This is a genomic window from Bradyrhizobium sp. USDA 3256, assembly GCF_054058275.1.
In genome coordinates, this window is the sequence record NZ_JBSSAE010000002.1 from 8,149,627 (window position 1) to 8,174,046 (window position 24,420).

The window sequence follows — 24,420 nt, forward strand, 5'->3', positions numbered from 1 at the left end:
CGGAAAAGCGCGAAGCGGTTTTTCCGTCGCGACAAACGCGGGGACGCGTTTGCGCGGAGATCATGCTCAAGCAAAGAGCTAAGGCGCGATGACGATTCAACCTAATCTCATCGCGCTTTAGTCACGGCTCTTCGGAGCGCGCCAAAGCTAGCCCGCTCCGAGCAGCTCCGTGATCAGCCCCGCCGCCTTGATCCCGGTGCCGCTGATGATGACGACGGTGCGCTCCGCCGGCCGGATCGCGCCGCGCGCCGTGAGGACGTCGAGCGCGGCGGCGGCCGAGGCCGAGGTCGGCTCGACGAACAGACCGGTCTGCGCCAATCGCTTCAACGCCGCCACGATGCCGTGCTCGGGAATTGCCACCGTGCCGCCGCCGCTCTCCTTCAGCGCCGCGATCATCTGCTTCAGCCGCAGCGGGTGCTTGATCGCGGTGCCCTCGGCGATGGTCTTGCGGACCGCGCGATCGACCGGCGTATCGACGCCGGCGGCAAAGCTGGCATCGACCGGCGAGCAATTGAGCGGCTGGGCCGCGAACAGGCGCGGCAGCCGCGCGATCTGCCCGGCCGCGAAGAGCTCCTTGAAGCCGATATAGCAGCCGAGCAGGCTGCTGCCGGCGCCGACCGGCATGATGACGTTGTCGGGCGCGGTGAAGCCGAAATCTTCCCAGATCTCGTAGGCCAGCGACTTGGTGCCTTGCAGGAAGAACGGCTGCCAGTTGTGGCTGGAGTAGAAGATCAGCTTCGACTGGCGGATCGCTTCCGCCTCGGATTCCTCGCGCGGTCCTTCGACCAGCTGCACCTCGGCACCAAAGGCGTGCATCTGCGCCACCTTCATCGGTGACGTCGTGGCCGGCGCAAGGATCCTGACCCGCATGCCGCCCGCCGCGCCATAGGCTGAAACCGACGCGCCGCCATTGCCGGAGCTGTCCTCCAGCACCGCATCGACGCCGAGCTGGCGCAGGAACGAGAGCATCACCGTGGTGCCGCGATCCTTGAAGCTTGCCGTCGGATTGAACCATTCGAGCTTGAAATGCGGCCGCAGGTCATCCCACGCCTTCTCGACGGCAGGCGTGCAGCCTTCGCCCATCGTGATCGGCTGCCTGATCTCGACCGGCAGCGCCGCGCGGTAGCGCCACAGCGACCGCGTCCCGCGATCGATGTCGTCGCGGGAGATGCCCGGCAGCGGCGTTATCAGGAGCGGCTTGCCTTCGTCGGAGCACCAGCGCGGAATATCCAGCGGATACAGTTTTCCGTTGAGCGGGTCGATGTAGCTAGGTGAAGACATGTCGTGAGATCCCAAACGCGAATGGCATTCGGCGGCCGTCACGCCGCGCCGGCCTGCTTGCTCAGATAGCTCTTGGCAAAGTCGAGATACCAGTCGAGGCATCCGGGATTGGCCATCGCATCGCGATTGATGACCTTCTCGACGGGATGGCCGAGCAGCAGCTTCTTGACCGGCAGCTCCTGCTTCTTGCCGGACAGCGTGCGCGGAACTTCCGCCACGACGAAGATGTCGTTGGGCAGGAAGCGGCGCGACAGCCCGGCCTCGACCGCCTTGTTGATCTTGGCTTTCATCGCGGCATCGAGCGCAATGCCCTCGCGCAGCACCACGAACAGCGGCATGTAGCTGTCGCGGCCGAGATATTCGAGGTCGACCACCATCGAATCCAGCACCTCCGGCAGCGCCTCGATCGCGGAATAGAGCTCGCTGGTGCCCATCCGCAGGCCATGGCGATTGATGGTGGCGTCGCTGCGGGCCGTAGATCACGCAGGCGCCGTCGGGGTTGATCTTGAGCCAGTCGCCATGCCGCCACACCGGGCCGCGGCCACTTCCGTCGAAATTGTCGGGGTAGGTCTCGAAATAGCTGGAAAGGTAGCGCGCGTTGCCGGGATCGTTCCAGAAGCGCAGCGGCATCGACGGCAGCGGCTCGGTGCAGACGAGCTCGCCGACCTCGTCGATCACCGCGCGGCCCTGCTCGTCGAACGCTTCCACCGCGCAGCCGAGCAGGCGGCATTGCATGATCCCGGGCGTCTGCGGCAACTCGCGATTGCCGCCGATGAAGGCGCCGGCGAAATCGGTGCCGCCGGAGATATTGGCCCACCACATATCGGCCTGCGCGGCGTTGCCGTTGTGCTTCGCAAGCGCGGCGAAGCGCTCGTTGAACCAGGCCTGGGTGTCGGCGCTGAGCGGCGAGCCGGTCGAGCCGAGCGTGCGCAGGCCCGAGAGATCGCCGACGGCAGCAAGATCGATCTCCGCCTTGGTGCAATTGGCAAAGAACGCCGCGCCGGCGCCGAAGAAGGTGGCCTTGGCGTCGGCGACGAAGCGCCACAGCGTGGTCCAGTCCGGCTTGTCCTTGGTGCCGCCGGGACTGCCGTCGAAAATGCAGCAGGTCGTGCCGTTGAGCAGGCCGTTGGCCTGGCAATTCCACATGATCCAGCCGGTCGAGGAGTACCAGTGGAAGCGTTCGCCGAACGAGTTTGGCTGATAGCTGCAGCCGATATCGTTGTGCAGCGTCGAGAGCGGCAGCGCCACCACGATGATGCCGCCATGGCTGTGCAGGATCGGCTTCGGCAATCCGGTGGTGCCTGAGGAATAGACGATCCAGAGCGGATGATCGAACGGCAGCCATTCCGGCTCGAAGGCGTCGATCGCCGCGCTCCGGCCCGCGAGGATCGATGACAATCGCGTCTCGGACGGCGCGGCGTCGCTGTGCAGGATGACATGCTGCACGGTCGGCAGCGCGCGCCGCAATTCCTCGATCACACCTTGCCGATCGTGGCGGCGGCCGGCATAGGTCACGGCGTCGCAGGCGATCAGCACCTTCGGCTCGATCTGCTTGAAGCGATCGATCACCGCGGGCGCCGCCATGTCGGGCGCGCAGACGCTCCAGACCGCGCCCAGGCTCGCGGTCGCGAGGAACGCGATGATCGTCTCGGGAATGTTCGGCAAGTAGGCGGCGACCCGGTCGCCGGCGCGCACGCCGTTAGCCTTCAGATGCAGCGCCAGCGCGGCCGATTTGCGCTGCAGCTCGGGCCAGCTCGTCTCCGAGAGCTTGCCGTCCTCGCCGCTCGAGATCAGGGCCGGCAGGCCTGCGGCATGCGCCGGCGCGACATGGCGGAAGACCTGGCGCGCGTAGTTCACCGAAGCGCCGGGAAACCACACCGCGCCCGGCATCTTGCGCTCGGCCAGCACCGCCGAATGCGGCGTCGGCGAGCGCAGGTCGAAATAATCCCACACGCTCTGCCAGAAGCCGTCGATATCGGTGACCGACCAGCGCCGCATCGCCTCGAAATCCGCAAACTCAAGGCCGCGCGTCTGCTTCAGCCACTGGCGGTAAAGGGCCATTTGCGGGACGTAAGCTGCTGTCATGGGCGTTTCCGAAAGTCCTTGTGTCGTGGCGGCGAGCGAGGCCCGCCGGCGTGTCTTAACATAGTGATGCGAGCACGGGGAACGCAGTCGAACTGCTGCCTGCGTCATATTCTTACCGCCGCCGCAGCGTGCTATTCCATCGGGCACGGCTGATTCCATGCGGCAACCGAATCGAGCGGCCATGTCCGTCGGCGAACTCTTCATCCTCGGCTTCCACGGCAAGGTCGTTCCGCCTTGGCTGAAGGAATTTGCCGCGCAATTCGGGCTCGGCGGGGTGATCCTGTTCGACTATTCCTGCCAGACCCGGCAATACGACAACAACATCGCCTCGCCCGCGCAGGTGCAGTCGCTTTGCGCCGAGATCGCGGCGCTGCCGTCGCGGCCGCTGGTCTTCATCGACCAGGAGGGCGGCCTGGTGCGCCGGCTCAAGGACACCTGCGGTTTTCAGCCGCTGCCGAGCGCGAAGGAGTTCAATCTGCTCGCGCGCGCGGAAAAGCAGACGGTGCTGGCCGCAAGCTACGGCGAGTTGCACCGGCTCGGCATCCGCTACAATTTCGCGCCTGTCATCGACGTCGACTACAATCCCGACAATCCCAACATCGGCAAGATGAAGCGGTCCTATTCGCCCGATATCGGTGAGGTCGAGGCCAATGCCCGGCTGGTCGACGCTGCGGCGCGGCAGGCGGGAGTAGGCCTCTGCCTGAAGCATTTTCCGGGCATCGGCGGTGCAAGCGTCGATTCGCACCTGGAGTTCATGGACATTTCCGATGCGCTGCGTCCCGAGCAGGAGGAACTGTTCTACGCGTTGGCGCCGCGCACCTATGGCGATGCGGTACTGGTCAGCCACGCCATTGTCCGGCAGTGGGACGCGCAGCATCCGATGACATTGTCATCGGCCGGGCTCAGCCGGCTTCGCCGTCGCCTGCCCGAGACGCTGCTGATCACCGACGACATGCAGATGCAGGGGCTGCAGAAGGCGCTCGGCACAAGCGCGGCCAGCCTGCAGTCGATCGCCGCCGGCATGGACATGATCTGCATCGGCAACAATCTGTTCGACCAGGAGCAGGAGATGGCCGGCATCGCCGCGGCGGTCGCGGGTGCGGTGCAGGATGGATCACTCGATCAGGTCGCGGTGCGGCGATCCATTGCGCGCGTGCAAAAGCGCAAGGCGCTGTTCGCCTGACGGCGTTGAACCAAATTTTGCGTCGGGCGACCACAAGCTGTGGAACCAAATTTCATTGCCGCGATTTAACAATGACGCTCATCGGGGCTGACAACCATGAAGATGCTCAAGCGTCTCTTCCGATTGACCTGGCTACGCCGTGTCGCACGCAACCCAGCCGATTTTCCGCCCGCCTCCATAGATCCTGACGAATTCAGCCGCCTGCTTTGCAGCGGGCGCGCCGAGGATTTGCGGACGCTGGCAAAGCGATTGAGCCAGCGCTCGCGGGCCCACGCATAGGCGGTGGATCGGATCCAATCGCTAGCCCGGTCTTCGGCCAAAACCGGCAACTCCGGCGCGCAGCCGTGACTCCCGGCAGGGTCTCGATGCGACCAGCTACTGCTTTGCTTTTTCGTGATTGCCGATCCCGACCGCCTTGTAGTCGTAGGTCGGGTAGAACTCGGTGTGGTAGGCGCCCCAGGCGCTGTTCTCGATGACGCGGTTGACCTCGCGCAGCCGCGATGCCGGCAACCGCAGCGTCACCACCTGGCCGATTCCCATCATCACGTACCAGCTGACGACCTCGACACCCTCGGGCGGAAACGCCTTGTAGAAGCCCTGCCGCTCAAGCTGGGCATTGAGCTCACCGAGCGGTCGCGACTGATCATGCTTGAAGAAGATGGTGAGCATGACCGCGTTGTCGGGCGTCGGCGCGGCACTGCTGGTCGGCTCGGTCTGCGCATGCGCGCCGGCGCCAAGCAGCAGTGCCGCGGCGAGCGCCGCAATCGTCATCCAGGAAATCCAGGATCCGTTCCGCCCTCGCTTCATGGCCGCGCCCTTATTGCTGATCGAGAGGCGGTGATCATCGCGACGCCCGTCGGGGCTGTAAATTGACATTCGCCTGATCCGATCCCTGCCCGATGCGCACCCTGCTCGGTTGATGTGAACCGTCTCATAGGTGCGGGCGCCCGCGTGCGGTATGCCGACGCCATCCCGATGCTCGAGAGGGATGATCGATGACGACCCGGCGAATGGCGTATTGGTGGTTCAGGTTCGTTCTTTCGGGGCGGTTCCTGCAGAAATTTCTTCGGCTCCGGCGCCCCTGAGGCGATGCCGGCCGTGAAGTCCTGCCATGTTCAACCCGGAACCAACGAGCCGGGAAACGCCGGCCGAACCGTTGAGGTCGGGCCGCGAATCCCGCCGGCGACGACCTCGCCACCCGTCCCGTAAGAATACTGTAATTCGACTCAAATATGCGAGATTCGTTGCCAAATCAGCGGTAATCTGCGCCTGCTTGGCAGGTCGGGGCCCAAAGTCACAGTTGCGTCACCCGTAGTTTTACGGAGTCCCGTGTTAACGCGGCCACAAGTTCACCTTTGGTAAACCATACTTATGACGCAACATGACAACCGAGCCGAGGCGCGCCTTCCGGCATGGATGGGTGGAACCGCGACGCTCGAGCCGCAGCCGCTTGAGACTCAGGAACCCACAGCGCCGCGGCCGCAGGCGGACGCCGGTGCCGCGATCGTCCGGCAGTTCAATGGGCCGGTGACGGCGCTGCTGCTCTATATGAACGAGCTGAAACAGCACAGTCAGCAATTCGCGCACGCGCCCGGCAATGGTGTCTATCTGCGGCAGGTGATCGAGAACGCGCTCGAGCAGACCGAGCGCGTGTCCGCGATGCTGAAGCAGATTTCCGACCTCTATCCCAATGCCGTCCCGGCCGCGGAACTCAAGCCGCCGGGCGACGACAAGCCGACAGGCTCCCGGTCGCCGGATGTCATGTTCGCGCCGGAAGCCGGCCGCAAGCCGTTGACCAAACGCGAGCGCGAAGTGCTCAGCCTGATCAGCGACGGTTATTCCAACAAGCAGGGCGCGCTGCGGATGAACATCAGCCCGCGCACGTTCGAGAGCCATCGCGCCGAGGCGATGCGCAAGCTCGGCGCGCGCAACACCGCCGACCTCGTCCGCAAGGCCTTGCTGCATTCCGCATAGAGCGATTTCAAGCGAACTGGTTCGCGTAAAGAAGACGCGTCAAAACTGAAATCCGGAGCCGCGTCCCGATTCCATCGAAACGCTCTGAGCGACGTTCGGTTCGCTAGAACCCGGTTATCAGAAACCGTCTTCCGCGGCGAAGCACAGGCGCGGCGCGAGCCGCGCGGCCGGCGCGGATGCCTTAGGTTCATCCGGAACGATCGTGACCAGCCACGCCGCCGTCGCGCCAGACTTGCTTTCGACGATCGCGCGCACGCGTCCCGTGACGGTCGCGCCGGCCGACCGTACGGTGGCGGTCCGGCCGTTGAACTGGGCCATGCGGAAGCGCCGCGCTTCTTTCCGATCGGTCGTCTGGTACGTGAACATCGGCTCCCCCGTGCGTCCACGTGAATGTGGGGAAACAGCGTTATCCGACGGTGAAAATCGCACGCCGTAGAAGTACGGCTTGCACAGCGGTCGGAGCGCTTTCGGGCGAAGCGGGTGCCGGGTCGCATGACGACAACGCGGCAAGATAAAAAGCTCTAGCGGCCGACTTCCTGACAACTCAGCAGTCCCGCATATTGCGCCTTGACCGCGGCGTAGCATTCGCACGCGGTCTTGATCAGCCCATCGGCGTTGGTGATCTCGATGTGCCCGCGGCTGTAGTGGATGAAATTGGCCTGTTGCAGCGTATGCGCGACCAGCGACACGCTGTTGCGGCGCGCGCCGATCATCTGCGCCATCGCCTCCTGCGTCAGGACGATCTTGTTGCTGCCGGAGAGATCGCGCGTGTGCAGCAGGCATCGCGCCAGCCGTGACTCCACGGTGTGCGCAGCGTTGCAGCCGGCGGTCTGCTGGATCTGAGCATAGACGGCGAGCCCGTGCCGGATCAATCTCGCGCGAAGCGTCGGGCTCTGGCCGGCAGCTGCGCGCAACGGCTCGAGTTCCACGGTCGAGGCGACGCCGGGCACCAGCACCGTGGCGTTGTTGAGGACAGGCCCTTCGACGAGCGGGGCGAATGCGCCATAGATGCTGTCGCGGCCGACCATCGCGACCTGCACGCGCTCGCCTCTTGCCAGCTTGACCACCAGCGAGATCACGCCCTTGTGCGGCATGTATGTCCGCTTGAGCATCTCGTCGGTCTCGACCAGGACCGAATCGGGCGCGAGGTCGACCGTCCGCAGATGCGGCCGAATCAGTTCGAAATCGCTCGCCGAGAGCGACGCCAGGAATCCGTTGGGTGATCGAGGAACCGTTTCCAAAGCAACCTCCAGCCTGCCGGCAAAGCTTGTCTCTGGGCCCAGGGCTGACGCGTGCAGCTGGACGTCGTTGCAACCTATTCTGGCACGTCAGGGTTCCAATGGAAACACGTCTTGGTTCCAATAGGAATAGACCTATCGCCGCACATTCGGGTTGTGTGGTCGGTCACAGTTGGGGCTGGGCGGGGCGCGGTCAGTCTTCCGGCCCGATCAATTGTTCGGCGTGCGCCTTGACCGTCGTATAGCATTCACACGCCGCCTTCCGCAGCCCGTCGATATCGGTGATCTCGATATGACCGCGGCTGTAACGCAGGATGCCGGCCTGCTGAAACCCATGCGCGACAATCGAAACCGCATTGCGCCGGACGCCGATCATCTGCGCCAGCATCTCCTGGGTTAGTGGCAACGCCTCGCTGCCGCACAGATCGCGCGCGCGCAGCAGCCATCGTGACAGCCGTGCCTCCACCGGATGGGAAACGTTGCAGGCGACGGATTGTTGCGTCTGCGCCATCAGCGCCTGCTCATAGAGCGCAACCAGGGTCCGGAAATCCGCGCTGCGATTTGCTGCCTCGCGGAAATCCTCCGCCCGCATCATCGAGGCCGAGCCTGGCACCACGACAATCGCGTCGGCAAGCGGCGGCCGCTCGTGCAGGGCGGCAGACGCGCCCACGATGCCGTCGCGACCGACGGTTGCAATTTCGACAGATTGCCCGTCGGACAGATTGATCATCATCGAGACCACGCCGCTATGCGGAAAATAAACCCGCTGCACCGGCGCGCCGGCATCGGCGAGCGTCGTTTCCTTGGTCAGGTCGACGGCTTCCAGAAGGGGATGGAGTTGCGCGTACTCCGTGGGGGGAAGTGCTTGCAACAGACGATTGGGCGGACGCGATACCGCGGACATTGCTGCTCCTGCCGAGGGCGGGAGCACTACGGTCTCGCATCACCTACTCTTGGCGTGTGGAAGGACTGCGAACATAGCTTGCCTGTCCAATTGCACAAGGGTTGTGGTGTCGAAACTATACCCTCTAGAGGGCAGACGGCGTGGCCGCCGCCGGCACCGGTGATCGACGTCGATCCGCGCGGCGCGAGATACGAGCGCGACTTTGTCTCTCATTTGTTGATTTCCATTAACTCTGTTCCTCGCCGGACTTGGCATCGTGGTGGCTTGCAACGCCGGCTATCGACGCGCCGGGCCGGCCGCGCCGCGATGTCGCAAGTCCTGCACATGCGCAGGAAATTCAGGGCCATGACGTCGGTCCGGCGCCGACCGCGCGCTGCCGGGGCCAGCCATCGCGCCGGCCGCCCGTCGAATCACCGGCAAGGCCGTCCTGGGTATTTGTACGGACCAGCCCTTTAACGAACGGGTAGCGCCGACGGACCAGTGTGGCGTGGGTCGCCGTGCGAAATTTACGGCGTCGCGTCAATCGTGTTCATCCAGAAGGGTATCCAGTATGTCCGGCATCGTTCTTTCGGCATCGGTCCGTCAAAATCTGCTTTCGCTGCAGTCGACCGCTGACCTGCTCGCCACCACGCAGAACCGCTTGTCCACCGGCAAGAAGGTCAACACTGCGCTCGACAATCCGACCAACTTCTTCACGGCGCAGTCGCTCGACAACCGCGCCAGCGACATCAACAACCTGCTGGACGGCATCGGCAACGGCGTGCAGGTACTGCAGGCCGCCAACACCGGCATCACCTCGCTGCAGAAGCTCGTCGACAGCGCCAAGTCGGTCGCCAACCAGGCCCTGCAGGCTGCGGTCGGCTATTCCGCGAAGTCGTCGGTGACGACCGCCGCGATCCCCGGCGCGACCGCCGACAACCTTCTCGGCACCGCGACCCCGACCAATGCGACCCTCACCAGCACCGCCGCCTATACCGGCATCGACCTCACCGCGGCCGGCGCGAACCTGACGTTCCAGATCAACAGCCAGACTGTGACCTTGAACTCGGGCACGAACTACTCCGCCACCCAGGTTCGCGACGCCATCAACACGCAGGTCGGCGCCAGCGCCAAGGTCGCCGCCTCGATCGACGGCACCGGCAAGCTGGTCCTGACCAGCACCAACACCGCCGGCGCCGCGGACTCGCTCACGGTCGGTACGTTCAGCTCGGGCGACGCGACACAGCTCGGCCTCCCGGCCGGTGCGACGGCGACCGCAAACGGCACGGCCGGCGCGAGCCCGCTGGACACCCTCACGCTGACCATCGGCGCGACCGGCAACGGCACTGCGACCAACATCACCTTCGGCACCGGTGCCGGCAAGGTGAAGTCCCTCAACGACCTGAACGCCGCGCTGGCGGCCAACAACCTGCAGGCCTCGCTCAGTGCGGCCGGTGCGCTCACCATCAGCACCACCAACGATGCCGCTTCGGCGACCATCGGCACGATCGGCGGCACGGCGGCCGGCGCGGGCAAGCTGTTCAACGGCCTCACGGGCAGCGCTCCGGTGCAGGATCCGACCGCGCTGGCGAACCGCGCCAACCTGGTCAACCAGTACAACAACATCCTGGACCAGATCACCACGACCGCCCAGGACGCGTCGTACAACGGCATCAACCTGCTCAATGGCGATCAGCTCAAGCTGACCTTCAACGAGACGGGCTCCTCGACGCTGAAGATCCAGGGCGTGACCTTCGACGCCACCGGCCTCAACCTCACCAAGCTGACCGCCGGCACGGACTTCGTGGACAACGCTTCGGCCAACGCCACGCTGAAGACGCTGAACAGCGCGAGCGGCCTGCTGCGCACCCAGGCTTCGACCCTCGGTTCGAACCTGTCGATCGTGCAGATCCGCCAGGACTTCTCGAAGAACCTGATCAACGTGCTGCAGACCGGCTCGTCCAACCTGACGCTGGCCGACACCAACGAGGAAGCGGCCAACAGCCAGGCGCTGTCGACCCGCCAGTCGATCGCGGTGTCCGCGCTGGCGCTGGCCAACCAGTCGCAGCAGAGCGTGCTGCAGCTGCTCCGCTAAGCGTATCCGCGACAGACATCGACTATCGAGGCGGCGGAGGAAACTCCGCCGCCTTTTCTTTGGCTGCGCTTAGCCATCCCGCCGGGTTCAACCAATGAGCGATCGCGCTCGGATGCAGGCGGTCGTCATGTCGCGTGCGTTTCGCAAGACTTAGCGGTCTTCAATTCCAATTAGTTCAAATTGCGATGACCGGTGGAACGGGCTCTTTCCCGTCCGGGTGGTAAGGCCTGTCCTCGTGAGACCGGCCGTGATGTCGTGATGCGTCGTCGAACTGCAGAAGGGCTTCATCGTCCGTATTTGCACGGACGGCAAAATTAACGTCGCCGTGAAGCCGGCCAAGTTAACGATGCAAGGCGAGCGTTCCGTAGCACCTTGAGGGGACCTATCCATGGACGATCTGTTGCGCGAGTTCCTGACGGAGAGCAGCGAGAGCCTGGATACGGTCGACAACCAGCTGGTGCAGTTCGAGCAGGATCCGAACAACGCGAAGATCCTGGATAACATCTTCCGGCTGGTGCACACCATCAAGGGCACCTGCGGCTTCCTCGGGCTGCCGCGGCTCGAGGCGCTGGCGCATGCCGGCGAGACCTTGATGGGCAAATTCCGCGACGGCATGCCGGTGAAGGCGGAAGCCGTGACGCTGATCTTGTCCTCGATCGACCGCATCAAGGAGATCCTTGCAGGGCTCGAGGCGACCGAGGCCGAGCCCGAGGGCAACGACCGCGATCTGATCGATCAGCTCGAGGCCATGGTCGAGCACGGCATGGCGGCGATGGCAGTTGCTGCTGAAGACGTGCCGGTCGTCGAAGCCCCGTCGGTGCAGGCGGCAATGACCGAAGGCACGCTGGTGGTGCAGACGCTGGAGCGTCCGCTGCGTCCGGGCGAGGTCTCGCTCGACGAGCTCGAGCGCGCCTTCCGCGAGACCGAGACCGAAGTCGCCGCGCCCGCGCCGGCCGCCAAGCCTGCCGCTGCGGCTCCCGCCGCCGAGCCGGCTGAGCCTGCGAAGAAGCCGGCCCGCAAGGCCGCCGGTGAGGATGTCCAGGAAGGCGACAAGATCGCCAACCAGTCGATCCGGGTCAATGTCGACACCCTCGAACACCTGATGACCATGGTCTCCGAGCTGGTCCTGACCCGCAACCAGCTGCTGGAGATCTCCCGCCGCAACGAGGACACCGAGTTCAAGGTGCCCTTGCAGCGGCTCTCCAACGTCACCGCCGAGCTGCAGGAAGGCGTCATGAAGACGCGCATGCAGCCGATCGGCAATGCCTGGCAGAAGCTGCCGCGCATCGTCCGCGACCTCTCCGGCGAACTCGGCAAGCAGATCGAGCTCGAGATGCACGGCGCCGACACCGAGCTCGACCGCCAGGTGCTCGACCTGATCAAGGATCCGTTGACGCACATGGTGCGCAACTCCGCCGATCATGGGCTGGAGACCACCGCCGAGCGGGTCGCGGCCGGCAAGGGAGAACAGGGCACCATTCGCCTGTCCGCCTATCACGAGGGCGGCCACATCATCATCTGCATTGCCGACAATGGCCGCGGGCTCAACACCGAGCGGATCAAGGCCAAGGCGCTTCAGAACGGTCTCGTCACCGAGGCTGAACTGGAGAAGATGACCGAGGCCCAGATCCACAAGTTCATCTTCGCGCCGGGCTTCTCGACCGCCGCGCAAGTGACCTCGGTGTCCGGCCGCGGCGTCGGCATGGACGTGGTGCGCACCAATATCGACCAGATCGGCGGCACCATCGACATCAAGAGCGTGGCCGGCGAGGGTGCTTCCGTCACCATCAAGATCCCGCTGACGCTTGCGATCGTCTCCGCCCTGATCGTGGAAGCCGGCGGCGACCGCTTTGCGATTCCCCAATTGTCTGTCGTCGAGCTGGTGCGCGCCCGCGCCAACTCCGAGCACCGCATCGAGCGCATCAAGGACACCGCGGTCTTGCGCCTGCGCAACAAGCTGCTGCCGCTGATCCACCTCAAGAAGCTGCTGAAGATCGACGACGGCGCGACCACAACCGACGCCGAGAACGGCTTCATCGTGGTCACTCAAGTGGGCAGCCAGACCTTCGGCATCGTGGTCGACGGCGTGTTCCACACCGAGGAGATCGTGGTCAAGCCGATGTCGACCAAGCTGCGGCACATCGACATGTTCTCCGGCAACACCATTTTGGGCGATGGCGCCGTGATCATGATCATCGATCCCAACGGCATCGCAAAAGCCCTCGGCGCGTCCGGCTCCTCGGCCCATGACCTGGCCGACGACAATGCGAACGCCCATGCGGCGAGCGGCGAGCAGCTGACCTCGCTGCTGGTGTTCCGCGCCGGCTCCTCGCAGCCCAAGGCGGTGCCGCTCGGCCTCGTCACCCGGCTGGAGGAGATCGCAACCGACAAGATCGAGCTCTCGAACGGCCGCTACATGGTGCAGTACCGCGAGCAGCTGATGCCGCTGGTGCAGATGGCCGGGGTCGAGGTGCAGAGCCAGGGCGCGCAGCCGATCCTGGTGTTCGCCGACGACGGCCGCTCGATGGGGCTCGTGGTCGACGAGATCATCGACATCGTCGAGGAGCGGCTCAACATCGAGGTCGCCGGTTCGCAGGACGGCATTCTGGGCTCGGCCGTGATCAAGGGCCAGGCCACCGAGGTGATCGACGTCGGCCACTTCCTGCCGATGGCGTTCGCCGACTGGTTCTCGCGCAAGGAGATGCGCCCGTCGGCTAGCGCGCAGTCGGTGCTGCTGGTCGATGACAGTGCCTTCTTCCGCAACATGCTGGCGCCGGTCTTGAAGGCCGCCGGCTACAAGGTCAGGACCGCGGGCGGCGCGCAGGAAGGGCTCGCCGCGCTGCGTTCGGGACAAAGCTTCGACGTCGTGCTGACCGACATCGAGATGCCCGAGATGAACGGCTTCGAGTTCGCCGAGAACATCCGAAGCGACCACAATCTGATCGGGCTGCCGATCATCGCGCTGTCGGCGATGGTGTCGCCGGCGGCGATCGAGCGCGGCCGGCAGGCCGGCTTCCACGACTATGTCGCCAAGTTTGACCGTCCCGGGCTGATCGCGGCGCTGAAAGAGCAGACCGCCGAACTGCGCCGGGCGGCATGACACGGGATAAGGACAAGGATTGATGACCAGCAAGACCGAGACAAGCGAAGGCGCGATGGCCGAATACGTCACCGCCGTGATCGGCGGGCAGCTGTTCGGCCTGCCGATCTCGCGGGTGCAGGACGTGTTCATGCCGGAGCGGCTGACGCGGGTGCCGCTGGCCTCCAGCGAGATCGCCGGCGTGCTCAATCTGCGCGGCCGGATCGTCACCGTGGTCGACATGCGCGCCCGGCTCGGGCTGCCGAAGGCCGACGACGGCCAGCTGCCGATGGCGGTCGGCGTCGACCAGCGCGGCGAATCCTATGGCCTGCTGATCGACCAGATCGGCGAGGTGCTGCGGCTGCCCGACGACAGCCGCGAGGACAACCCGGTCAACCTCGATCCCCGCATGGCCAAGCTCGCCGGCGGCGTCCACCGCCTCGACGGCCAGCTCATGGTCGTCCTCGACGTTGATCGCGTGCTCGAACTGGTGCCCAAAACAGCTGCTGCAGCGTAACACTCCACCGCGGAGACGGTGGATTCCACAAGGAGGCCAACCCATGAAGACATGTCTCGTCGTCGACGATTCCGGCGTGGTGCGAAAGATCGCGCGCCGCATCCTGGAAGGAATGGAGTTCACCGTCATCGAGGCCGAGGACGGCGCGGTCGCGCTCGAGGCCTGCAAGCGCGCGCTGCCGGATGCCGTGCTGCTCGACTGGAACATGCCCGTGATGGACGGCTTCGAATTCCTCGTGCAGCTCCGCCGCATGCCCGGCGGCGATCAGCCCAAGGTCGTGTTCTGCACCACCGAGAACGGCATCGACCACATCTCGCGGGCGCTGCATGCCGGCGCCAACGAATACATCATGAAGCCGTTCGACAAGGACATCGTGATCGCGAAATTCCAGGAAGTGGGTCTGCTGGCGCTCGACGCGTCGGCCGAAGCCTGACACCCAGTTTCACCATTCAGTCCCTTGTGAGGCTCCCGTGACGCCCCCCGACTACGAGTATCTGCGTAAGCTCCTGAAGGACCAGTCCGGTCTCGATCTGTCCGCGGACAAGCAATATCTGATCGAGAGCCGCCTGCTGCCGCTGGCGCGCAAAAGCGGCCTGTCCGGCATCCCCGACCTGGTCGCCAAGATCAAGGCGGGCTCGTCCACGCACACCGTCCAGGTGGTCGAGGCCATGACCACCAACGAGACGTTCTTCTTCCGCGACAAGGTGCCGTTCGAGCACTTCCGCGACACCATCATGCCGGAGATGCTGAAGGCACGCGCCACGCGCCGTAGCGTCCGGATCTGGTGCGCCGCCGGCTCGACCGGCCAGGAGCCCTATTCGCTGGCGATGTGCCTGAAGGAAATGGGCGCGGCGCTTGCCGGATGGCGCGTCGAGATCATCGCGACCGATCTGTCGCAGGAGGTGCTGGAGAAGTCGAAGGCCGGCATCTACAGCCAGTTCGAGGTGCAACGCGGACTGCCGATCCAGATGCTGGTCAAGTACTTCAAGCAGTCGGGTGAATTCTGGCAGGTCAATCCCGAGTTGCGCGCGATGGTCCAGCACCGCCAGCTCAATCTGCTGCACGATTTCTCCCAACTCGGCTCGTTCGACGTGATCTTCTGCCGCAACGTGCTGATCTATTTCGATCAGGACACCAAGATCAATATCTTCAACCGTCTCGCCCGGTTGATGGAGGCCGACGGCTTCCTGGTGCTGGGCGCCGCCGAAACCGTGGTCGGCCTGACCGACACGTTCAAGCCGATTCCCGAGCGGCGCGGCCTGTACCGGCCGAGCGGGGTGCGGGGCGTGCTCGCCATGCCGAAGCCTGCCATGGCGGTCGGATATTGAGCAATGACCGAGGACGGCAAATCCATTGAGCGGGTCACCTTCAGCCGGGGTGTCGACGTCTGCATCATGGCCATCGACGGCACCTGGCGGCGTGACTGCCAGCTCAATGCCATCTCCGACACCGATGCCTCGCTGACCGTCGAAGGTTCCATTCAGGGGCTCAACCTGAAGGAGTTTTTCCTCCTGCTGTCCTCGACCGGACTTGCCTATCGCCGTTGCGAACTGGTCCGCGTCAACGGCACCGAAATGGACGTCAGCTTTCTCAAGGGCAAGCCGAGCAAACGGCGATCGTCCGCGGACGAAGAGCGGGCCAGGGCCTGACGTCAGGACGACCTGATCCGACCGGGCGGGCAAGGCCCGCGGCCAATCCGGACGATGCGTGGAACAGATCGTCGACTGATGGGTTGGGCGTCGTCGGGACAATCGAGGTGATTGGGCCGAACCTGTCGTGGCGGCGGGTCAGTTCAGCAGACGCGCTGCTGCCCCGGAATCGCGCAGGCGGTCGAGCGCCGTGCCGAGGCCGGCATCGCATGCCTTCAGGGCGGTGGATGCTGTGAGGTAGCGCGGGGTAATGTCGTCGAGAACGACGGGGTCGGCGTCGGCCTGCCGCGCGGCCAGCAAGGCCTCGCGCGCAATCGCCGCTTCGATCAGCCGCAGGCTCGCCTGGACATGACCAAGCAGCGCGACTAGGTCCGTCACGATCAGACTGCAGGGATCATTGCCCTCGTCCAAGCGCACTGCAACGCGGTCCGCCGCTGCATTTTCCATGCATGTTTCTCCACTGCCCCCACTTTTAGGGAACGCGGTGCTACTTGTGCGTTAAGCGGACGTCCCGTACAAATACGGGTCCATTGATCGAGATGGTCGAGTTAGTTCTTGTGCGGTCAGGGCAGCACGTTTCACCACTAATGGACGATGCATATGGTTGAGAATGGCGCTCCGCGCGGGGAAATTTTTGTAGTCGACGACGATCCCGCCGTTCGCGAGACGCTTTCAGTGGTCCTGTCGACCGCTGGTTACAAGGTGATCTGCTTTGCGGACGGCGCGGCGCTGCTCGCGGTGGCGCGCAGCAGGACACCGGCCTGCATCCTGCTCGACGTGCATATTCCCGGCAAATCCGGCCTCGATATCCTGAGGGAGCTGCATGGCGAGGATTATCCGGCGCCGATCTTCATGATCTCCGGTCAGGGTGACATCGCGATGGCGGTCAGCGCCATCAAGAACGGCGCGCTCGACTTCATCGAGAAGCCGTTCCGCGGCAACGAGATCGTGAGCCGTCTTAACGAGGCGATCGACGCCTACACCAGGCGCCAGGCCGAGACCTCGGCGTCGCGGATCGCCGCGCTGCATTTCCCGGGTCGCGAGCCGCTGACCCGCCGCGAGCGCGAGGTGCTCGAGCAATTCACCGCGGGCGCCTCCAACAAGGAGGCCGGGCGCCACCTCGGCATCAGCCCGCGCACGATCGAGGATCACCGCGCCAACATCATGAAGAAGCTCGGCGCGCGCAACGCCGCCGATCTGGTCCGCATCGTGATGACGGCGCAGCAAAAGTAGGCCACGGCCGGTTTACGTTCCGATCGCCACATTGCGGAGCCTGTGCGGCGCACGTTGAGCGAACGGCACGTCTGCGCCGGGCGCGGGACGACACGTCAGAAAATCGAGTATATGCCTGACGCAGGGCAGGCGCGCCCGAACCGCGCGCGTGCGAGCAATGTCGAGACCCATGACATCGAGACAATGGCGATGACGAAGAAGAACAAGACCCCGGTTCAATTGCGCAGCGCGCGCTGGTTTGCGCCCGACGATTTGCGCGCCTTCGGCCACAGATCGCGGGCGATGCAGATGGGTTACGCGCCGGAAGAGTGGCGCGACCGGCCGGTGATCGCGATCATCAACACCTGGTCGGATGCGCAGCCCTGCCACATGCATTTCAAGAGCCGGGTCGACGACGTCAAGCGCGGCGTGCTGATGGCCGGCGGCTTTCCGCTCGAGCTGCCGGCGCTGTCGCTGTCGGAATCGCTGTTGAAGCCGACCACGATGCTCTACCGCAACATGCTGGCGATGGATGCCGAGGAACTGCTGCGCGGCCATCCGGTCGACGGCGTGGTGCTGATGGGCGGCTGCGACAAGACCACGCCCGGCCTGCTGCTCGGGGCCACCAGCATGAACCTGCCGGCGATCTACCTGCCCGCCGGACCGATGCTGCGCGGCAACTGGAAGGGCCGCACCCTGGGCTCCGGCTCGGACGCCTGGAAATACTGGGACGAGCGCCGAGCCGGCAAGATCTCCGACAAGGACTGGGTCGACATGGAGGCCGGCATCGCCCGCAGCTACGGCACCTGCATGACCATGGGCACGGCCTCGACGATGACGGCGATCGCGGAAGCGATCGGCATGACGCTGCCGGGCGCCTCGTCGATCCCCGCGGCCGACGCCAACCACATCCGCATGAGCTCGGAGGCCGGCCGCCGCATCGTCGAGATGGTGTGGGAGGATCTGACCCCGCAGAAGATCCAGACTCGCAAGGCCTTCGAGAACGCGATCACGGTCGCGATGGCGATGGGCTGCTCGACCAACGCCATCATTCACCTCATCGCGCAGGCGCGCCGCGCCGGCCAGGACATTTCGCTCGACGATTTCGAGATCGCGAGCCGCAAGGTACCTGTGATTGCCAATGTGCGGCCGAGCGGCGACCTCTATCTGATGGAGGATTTCTTCTATGCCGGCGGGCTGCCCGGTCTGATGAACCGGATCAAGCCGCATCTGCATCTCGACTGCATCACCGTCACCGGCAGGACGCTCGGCGAGAACATCGATGGCGCCGAGGTGCACAATGACGACGTGATCCGCACCGTCGACAACCCGATCTACAAGGAAGGCGCGCTCGCGGTGTTGAAGGGCAATCTCGCGCCCGATGGCTGCGTCATCAAGCCAAGCGCCTGCGATCCGCGTTTCCTCAAGCACACCGGGCCTGCGCTGGTATTCGACGACTATCCGTCGATGAAGAAGGCGGTCGACGATCCCGATCTCGACGTCACGGCCGATCACGTGCTGATCCTGCGCAATGCCGGCCCGCAGGGCGGGCCGGGCATGCCGGAATGGGGCATGCTGCCGATCCCGACCAAGCTGGTGAAGCAGGGCGTGCGCGACATGGTGCGGCTGTCGGACGCGCGCATGAGCGGCACCAGCTACGGCGCCTGCATCCTGCACGTGTCGCCGGAATCCTATATCGGCGGCCCGCTGGCGCTGGTGCGAAACGGCGACCGCATCACGCTCGACGTCGCCGCGCGCACCATCAATCTCGATGTGCCGGAGGCGGAGCTGGCCAGTCGCCGCGCCGAATGGAAGCAGCCCGAGCAGCGCTTCGAGCGCGGCTATGGCTGGATGTTCTCGAAGCACATCAAGCAGGCCAATGAGGGCTGCGACTTCGATTTCCTCGAGACCGGTTTTGGCAAGCCGGTCGGCGAGCCGTCGATTTATTAGTTCGTCACACCGTCGTTCCGGGGCGCGAAGCGAACCCGGAACCTCGAGATTCCGGGTTCACGCTTCGCGTGCCCCCGGAATGACAGCCGGGGACAAAGCATCATGTCAAAACTCAGCGACACCACCCGCAACAAGCTGAAATCCGTCTCTACCGCGACGGTCGCGACCGCGCTGTTCAAGCGCGGTTTGCGCATCCAGATGATCCAGGATGTTCATCCGCTCGGCCCGGATCAGCCGATCATGGTCGGTGAGGCCTTCACGCTGCGCTACATGCCGGCGCGCGAGGATCTGAACGGGATCGAAGTGTTCCGCGATCGTGCGCATCCGCAGCGCAAGGCGATCGAGGATTGCCCTGTGGGCGCGGTGCTGGTGATGGACAGCCGCAAGGATGCGCGCGCAGCGTCGGCCGGCGCTATCCTGGTGACGCGACTGATGAAGCGTGGCTGCGCCGGCGTCGTCACCGACGGCGGCTTCCGGGATTCGGCCGAGATCGCGCGGCTCGGCTTCCCGGCCTTTCACCATCGCCCGAGCGCGCCGACCAACCTCACGCTGCACCAGGCGATCGAGATCAACGTTCCGATCGGCTGCGGCGATGCGCCGGTGTTTCCCGGCGACGTCATCCTCGGCGACAGCGACGGCGTCATCGTGATCCCGGCGCATCTCGCCGACGAGATCGCCGACGAGACCTTCGAGATGACCGCGTTCGAGGATTTCGTCACCGAGCAGGTCCAGAACGGCCGCGGCATCTTCGGGCTCTATCCTGCGACCGACGAACAGACGCTGAAGGATTTCGCGGCGTGGCGGAAGGCGAAGGGGCGGTAGCCACCACAACCACTACCGTCGTCCTCTTGATGAGCGATCGCCATACATTCCACCGTCGTCCCGGCGAAGGCCGGGACCCATAACCACAGGGAGGAGTTTGGCGAAGATCGGCAATGCCGTGGGACTGCGACTTCCTTGCTCGATGGATCACGCGGTATGGGTCCCGGCTTTCGCCGGGACGACGATGGGGAGGGAGTGCGCAAGCCAACCGGCCCGTAGCCCGGATGGAGCGAAGCGCAATCCGGGGTTCTTGCTTACCTCGCCCCGCTTGCGGGGAGAAGGGGCATTCACACCTCCGCTTTCTCCGCCATCCCGACCGCCCACAGCGCGAACGCGTAGACGATCGCGACCTCGTCGAGGCGGTTGAAGCGGCCGGAGGCGCCGCCGTGACCGGCGCCCATGTTGGTGCGCAGCAGCACCGGGCCGCCGCCGCGCATCGTGGCGCGCAGCCGCGCGATCCATTTCGCCGGCTCCCAATAGGTGACGCGCGGATCGGTGAGCCCGCCCATCGCCAGGATCGCCGGATAGTCCTTGGCCGCGACATTGTCGTAGGGCGAATAGGACAGGATGGTGCGGAAATCCTTCTCGCTCTCGATCGGATTGCCCCATTCCGGCCATTCCGGCGGCGTCAGCGGCAGCGTGTCGTCGAGCATGGTGTTGAGCACGTCGACGAACGGCACCTCGGCGACGATGCCGGCGAACAGCTCGCCGGCGCGGTTGGCGACCGCGCCCATCAGCATGCCGCCCGCCGAGCCGCCATGGCCGACGATGCGCTTCTCACCGGTATATTCCGCCTCGATCAGCGCCCGCCCGGCGGCGGCGAAATCGTCGAATGTGTTGGTCTTCTTCTCGCGCTTGCCGTCGAGATACCAGCCCCAGCCCTTGTCGGCGCCACCGCGGATATGCGCGATCGCATAGACAAAGCCGCGGTCGACCAGCGACAGCCGGTTGGCGGCAAACGAGGCCGGCATCGCCATGCCGTAGGAGCCGTAGCCATACAGCAAGAGCGGCGCCTTGCCGTCGCGGACAAAGTCCTTGCGATGCAGGATCGACACCGGCACCTGCGCGCCGTCATGCGAGGTCGCCATGATGCGGGTGGTGACGTAGTCGGCCGGGTTGTGGCCGGACGGGATCTCCTGGCGCTTGCGCAGCCGGCGCGTCCGCGTCGCCATGTCGTAGTCATAGACTTCCGACGGCGTCGTCATCGACGAATAAGCAAACCGCAGATTGGTGGTGTCGAACTCGTAGCCGCCCATGGTGTCGAGCGAATAGGCCGCCTCGTCGAAGGCGATCGCGTGCTCCTCGCCGCTGTTGAGGTCGCGGATGATGATCGCCGGCAGCGCGTTGGCGCGCTCCAGCCGCACCATGTGGCCGGCATAGAGCTCGACGTCGAGCACATAGACGCCTTCGCGATACGGGATCAGGTCGCGCCAGTTGCTGCGTTCGGACGCGGTGAGCGGCGCGGTGACGACCTTGAAGTCGATGGCGTCGTCGGCATTGGTCAGAATGAACAGCTCATCGCCGCGGTCGGCGATCGAATATTGCACGCCTTCCTCCCGTGCCGCGACCAACCGCGGCGGCGCATCGGGATTGGAGAGATCGATCAGCCGCTGTTCGGAGGTCTCATGGTCGCCGCCGGCAACCACGCAGAAGCGGCCGCTCGCGCTCTCGTGCAGGTGGGTGAACCAGCCGGAATCCTGCTCCTCATAGATCAGGATGTCGTCGGCCTGTTTGGTGCCGAGCTTGTGCCGCCACACCTGCATCGGCCGGTGATTGTCGTCGAGCTTGACGTAGAAGAAGCTCTTGGAATCCGCGGCCCACACCACGCCGCCGTCGGTCTCCTCGACGAGGTCGTCGAGATCGCCGCCGGTGGCCCAGTCGCGCACCCGGATCGAGAAATATTCGGAGCCCTTGGTGTCGGCGCTCCAGGCGTGCAGGCGGTGATCGTTGGAATGCCGGCTGCCGCCGAACTTGAAATATTTGTGGTCCTTCGCCAGCGCGTCGCCGTCGAGCACGACATGAGCGTCGCCGCCGTCGCGCGGCGCGCGGCAGTACAGCTCGTGCTGGCCGCCCTCGCGGAACTTGCGGAAATAGGCGAACGGGCCGTCCGGCGACGGCACGCTGGAATCATCCTCCTTGATCCGCCCGCGCATCTCCTTGACCAGCCGCTTCTGCAACGCGTCGGTATGGCCGAGCAGGCTCTCGGTGTAGCCGTTCTCGGCTTCGAGATAGGTCCGGATGTCGGGATCGAGGATCGAGGGATCGCGCAGCACCTCCTGCCATTTCGGATCCTTGATCCACGCATAGTCGTCGGTCACCGTGATGCCGTGGGTGGTGAAGGAATGCGGCCGGCGCGGCGCGACGGGGGGCGGTGTCTTGGTGGATTGGGTCACACGATCCTCATGGTGCGGGGTTCCGCTCTATATCGGGATAAATGTGGCGATTGCCAGATGGGCGGGTGATTGGACGTCCTCGCTATCCCCGTCATTGCGAGCAGCGAAGCGATGACGCAATCCATGGCTCCGCGTATGCGGACCGATGGATTGCTTCGCTTCGCTCGCAATGACCGTGGGGACAGAGCGAGCTACCCGTTCCGCAGCCTCGCCCCCGCATTCCCGCCGGACATCGGAATCCGGTTCATCGCCAGCACCACGGCGAAGGTGATCACCAGCATCGCGATGCCGAGCACCGCGATCGCGGCGAGGTCGCCGCCTTCGTTGAGGTCGTAGATCAGGACCGAGAGCACCTTGGTCTGCGAGGTGAACAGCACGATCGCCGCCGACAGTTCCCGCATCACGCCGATGAAGATGAAGCACCAGGTCGCGATCACGCCGGTGCGCAGCAAGGGGGCGGTGATCTGGCGCAGCGCCTGCAGCCGGGTCGCGCCGAGGATGCGGCTCGCCTCCTCGAGCTCGGGATGGATCGTCGCGAACGCCGCCTGCAATTGCTGGTAGGCCGAGGGCAAATTGATGGTGAGGAACGCCAGCAGCAGGATCCATAGCGTGCCATAGAGTACGAAGGGCGGCCGCGTGTAGCTCAGGAACAGGCCGACGCCGAGCACGATGCCGGGCACCGCGACCGGCGCAGTGGCGAGGAAGCCGAGCACGCGGTGGCCCGCGATCACCTTGCGCGTCGTGACATAGGCGATGACGAGCGCGAGGATGGTGCCGATCGTCGCGGTCGCGGTGCCCAGGATCACGGTGTTCTTGAGCGCGAGCTGGGTCGAAGACAGCTCGGTGAACACGAAGACGATGTTGTGCAGCGTCGCCGTCGACGGCGTCACCAGCGTGGTCGCGTTCGGCGAGAACGCGGCATTGAGCAGCGCGAGGTAAGGCAGGAATACCGGGTTGAGCAGCACCAGGAGGCAGAAGCCGAGCGCCGCCCAGCGCCAGCCGCGCAACTCGACCCGGCGCGGCGCGCCATATTTGCCGCCGATCACCGAATAGCCGCGGCGGCCGAGCAGCGCCTTCTGGCCTTGCAGCAGCAGGATGGTCAGCACCAGCAGCGGCACCGCGGCGGCGGCCGCGAGCTCGAGCTTCGGCGGATATTGGAACAGACTCCAGATCTTGGTCGTCATGGTGTGGAAGCCGGCCGGCAGCGCCAGGATCGCCGGCGAGCCGAACAGCGTCATCGCCTGCAGGAAAGCGATCAGGGCGCCCGCGACCAGCGCGGGCAGCGCGAGCGGGATCGTCACCCGCCGGGCGGTGGTCCAGGCATTGCCGCCGAGGATCGCCGACGCATCTTCCAGCTCGCCCGGCATGGTGTCGAGCGCATTGGCCACCAGCACGAACACGAACGGAAACGTGTAGCAGGAGATCACGAAGATGATCCCGGTCATCGAATAGATGTTGAACAGCGCGTCGGCATCCTCGCCGGCGAACAGCCGGTAGAGCTGGTTCAATAGCCCGGAATTCGGCGCCGCCAGCAACTCCCAGGCGACCGCGCCGAGAAACGGCGGCGTCACGAACGAGGCCGTCACCAGTGCGCGGATGGTCTGCCGGCCCGGAATGTCGGTGCGCGACACCAGCCAGCTGATCGGCGCCGCGACGACGCAGCAGATCAGCGCCGACGTGGTCGCGATGATCGCAGTCGTCAGCAGCGGATCGAGGAAATCGGGATTGCTGAACAGCGTGACGAAGTTTTGCAGCGTCGGATGCTGGCTCTTGTCGGTGAAGGCAAACACCGCAAGCCACGACAGCGGCAGCAGGATCAGCAGGATGAGCACTGCCGCGAACAGCCACAGCACGGGTCGTGTCCAGTCGATGCGGGGGCGGGAGGCCGGGGAGGTGGTTGTTGTTGTCATGTTGACCCGCGGTGAACTGTCTCAGCTCCCTCGCCCCGCTCTTGCGGGGTCGAGACAAGCGAAGCTTGCTCTTGGAGGGTTGGGGTGAGGGGCTGCTTCGGCGAGCACGGCGCGCGGAGAGTCCCCCTCACCCGCCGCGCATCTTGCGA

General features: G+C 65.0%; 19 protein-coding genes and 1 pseudogene. 11 read left to right on the forward strand and 9 right to left on the reverse strand.

Annotated elements, in window-relative coordinates; all coding sequences use genetic code 11:
* Positions 1 to 147 precede the first annotated feature (147 nt).
* Positions 148 to 1,281 carry a threonine synthase gene (locus ACVWY5_RS40425; protein WP_028336354.1) on the reverse strand — a complete coding sequence of 378 codons (1,134 nt, stop codon included), beginning with the start codon at positions 1,279 to 1,281 and terminating at the stop codon, positions 148 to 150.
* Positions 1,282 to 1,319: 38 nt separating this feature from the next.
* Positions 1,320 to 3,366 (reverse strand): annotated as a pseudogene (locus ACVWY5_RS40430) (acetoacetate--CoA ligase).
* A 181-nt stretch (positions 3,367 to 3,547) separates the two neighbouring features.
* Between ACVWY5_RS40430 and ACVWY5_RS40435 the strand changes: the two are divergent.
* On the forward strand, positions 3,548 to 4,549 hold the full coding sequence (locus ACVWY5_RS40435; protein WP_028336356.1) for a glycoside hydrolase family 3 N-terminal domain-containing protein: 1,002 nt from the start codon (positions 3,548 to 3,550) through the stop codon (positions 4,547 to 4,549).
* A gap of 375 nt (positions 4,550 to 4,924) precedes the next feature.
* Here ACVWY5_RS40435 and ACVWY5_RS40440 read toward each other — a convergent pair whose 3' ends face one another.
* Entirely contained in the window at positions 4,925 to 5,320 is a 396-nt protein-coding gene (locus ACVWY5_RS40440) for a hypothetical protein (protein WP_283089093.1), read from the reverse strand.
* Positions 5,321 to 5,920: 600 nt separating this feature from the next.
* On the opposite strand from ACVWY5_RS40440, the gene ACVWY5_RS40445 reads away from it, so the two are divergent.
* Complete coding sequence (locus ACVWY5_RS40445; RefSeq protein WP_028336358.1) at positions 5,921 to 6,523, forward strand: helix-turn-helix domain-containing protein; 603 nt, start codon at positions 5,921 to 5,923, stop codon at positions 6,521 to 6,523.
* 117 nt (positions 6,524 to 6,640) lie between these two features.
* Here the strand turns inward: ACVWY5_RS40445 and ACVWY5_RS40450 are convergent, their stop codons facing one another.
* From ACVWY5_RS40450 to ACVWY5_RS40460, 3 genes are all read right to left on the reverse strand, one after another.
* A complete protein-coding gene (locus tag ACVWY5_RS40450) occupies positions 6,641 to 6,889 on the reverse strand; it encodes a hypothetical protein (RefSeq protein ID WP_028336359.1) in 249 nt (82 codons plus the stop codon).
* 155 nt (positions 6,890 to 7,044) lie between these two features.
* A complete protein-coding gene (locus ACVWY5_RS40455; protein ID WP_028336360.1) occupies positions 7,045 to 7,764 on the reverse strand; it encodes a Crp/Fnr family transcriptional regulator in 720 nt (239 codons plus the stop codon).
* A 190-nt stretch (positions 7,765 to 7,954) separates the two neighbouring features.
* Positions 7,955 to 8,665 (reverse strand): Crp/Fnr family transcriptional regulator, encoded by a 711-nt coding sequence (locus ACVWY5_RS40460; protein ID WP_038377762.1) that lies wholly within the window; start codon positions 8,663 to 8,665, stop codon positions 7,955 to 7,957.
* A 550-nt stretch (positions 8,666 to 9,215) separates the two neighbouring features.
* Between ACVWY5_RS40460 and ACVWY5_RS40465 the strand changes: the two genes are divergently transcribed.
* The 6 genes from ACVWY5_RS40465 to ACVWY5_RS40490 all read left to right on the forward strand — a co-directional run bounded on the left by ACVWY5_RS40465 (position 9,216) and on the right by ACVWY5_RS40490 (position 15,984).
* Positions 9,216 to 10,739, forward strand: coding sequence for a flagellin N-terminal helical domain-containing protein (locus ACVWY5_RS40465; protein ID WP_028336362.1), 1,524 nt, complete (start codon positions 9,216 to 9,218; stop codon positions 10,737 to 10,739).
* Positions 10,740 to 11,127: 388 nt separating this feature from the next.
* Positions 11,128 to 13,839 carry a hybrid sensor histidine kinase/response regulator gene (locus ACVWY5_RS40470; RefSeq protein WP_456671761.1) on the forward strand — a complete coding sequence of 904 codons (2,712 nt, stop codon included), beginning with the start codon at positions 11,128 to 11,130 and terminating at the stop codon, positions 13,837 to 13,839.
* Positions 13,840 to 13,861: 22 nt separating this feature from the next.
* The gene (locus tag ACVWY5_RS40475; RefSeq protein ID WP_283089095.1) at positions 13,862 to 14,335 is read left to right on the forward strand and encodes a chemotaxis protein CheW; all 474 of its coding nucleotides are present in this window, start codon (positions 13,862 to 13,864) and stop codon (positions 14,333 to 14,335) included.
* Positions 14,336 to 14,378: 43 nt separating this feature from the next.
* Positions 14,379 to 14,768: a response regulator gene (locus ACVWY5_RS40480; protein ID WP_018269419.1), complete on the forward strand. Its 390-nt coding sequence runs from the start codon at positions 14,379 to 14,381 to the stop codon at positions 14,766 to 14,768.
* Between the two features lie 37 nt (positions 14,769 to 14,805).
* The gene (locus ACVWY5_RS40485; RefSeq protein WP_028338016.1) at positions 14,806 to 15,663 is read left to right on the forward strand and encodes a CheR family methyltransferase; all 858 of its coding nucleotides are present in this window, start codon (positions 14,806 to 14,808) and stop codon (positions 15,661 to 15,663) included.
* Positions 15,664 to 15,666: 3 nt separating this feature from the next.
* Positions 15,667 to 15,984: a hypothetical protein gene (locus ACVWY5_RS40490; RefSeq protein ID WP_028338017.1), complete on the forward strand. Its 318-nt coding sequence runs from the start codon at positions 15,667 to 15,669 to the stop codon at positions 15,982 to 15,984.
* 138 nt (positions 15,985 to 16,122) lie between these two features.
* Here ACVWY5_RS40490 and ACVWY5_RS40495 read toward each other — a convergent pair whose 3' ends face one another.
* On the reverse strand, positions 16,123 to 16,431 hold the full coding sequence (locus ACVWY5_RS40495) for a hypothetical protein (RefSeq protein ID WP_028338018.1): 309 nt from the start codon (positions 16,429 to 16,431) through the stop codon (positions 16,123 to 16,125).
* 153 nt (positions 16,432 to 16,584) lie between these two features.
* Here ACVWY5_RS40495 and ACVWY5_RS40500 point away from each other — a divergent pair, with 153 nt between their 5' ends.
* The 3 genes from ACVWY5_RS40500 (at position 16,585) to ACVWY5_RS40510 (ending at position 19,968) form a co-directional block, all read left to right on the forward strand.
* Entirely contained in the window at positions 16,585 to 17,217 is a 633-nt protein-coding gene (locus ACVWY5_RS40500; RefSeq protein ID WP_018269422.1) for a response regulator transcription factor, read from the forward strand.
* A gap of 189 nt (positions 17,218 to 17,406) precedes the next feature.
* Positions 17,407 to 19,146 carry an L-arabinonate dehydratase gene (gene araD / locus ACVWY5_RS40505; RefSeq protein ID WP_028338019.1) on the forward strand — a complete coding sequence of 580 codons (1,740 nt, stop codon included), beginning with the start codon at positions 17,407 to 17,409 and terminating at the stop codon, positions 19,144 to 19,146.
* Between the two features lie 102 nt (positions 19,147 to 19,248).
* Positions 19,249 to 19,968 carry a ribonuclease activity regulator RraA gene (locus ACVWY5_RS40510; RefSeq protein ID WP_028338020.1) on the forward strand — a complete coding sequence of 240 codons (720 nt, stop codon included), beginning with the start codon at positions 19,249 to 19,251 and terminating at the stop codon, positions 19,966 to 19,968.
* A 287-nt stretch (positions 19,969 to 20,255) separates the two neighbouring features.
* On the opposite strand, the gene ACVWY5_RS40515 is transcribed toward ACVWY5_RS40510, so the two are convergent.
* Positions 20,256 to 22,361, reverse strand: coding sequence for a S9 family peptidase (locus ACVWY5_RS40515; protein ID WP_028338021.1), 2,106 nt, complete (start codon positions 22,359 to 22,361; stop codon positions 20,256 to 20,258).
* A 191-nt stretch (positions 22,362 to 22,552) separates the two neighbouring features.
* The gene (locus tag ACVWY5_RS40520; RefSeq protein WP_028338022.1) at positions 22,553 to 24,271 is read right to left on the reverse strand and encodes an ABC transporter permease; all 1,719 of its coding nucleotides are present in this window, start codon (positions 24,269 to 24,271) and stop codon (positions 22,553 to 22,555) included.
* Positions 24,272 to 24,420: the final 149 nt, after the last annotated feature.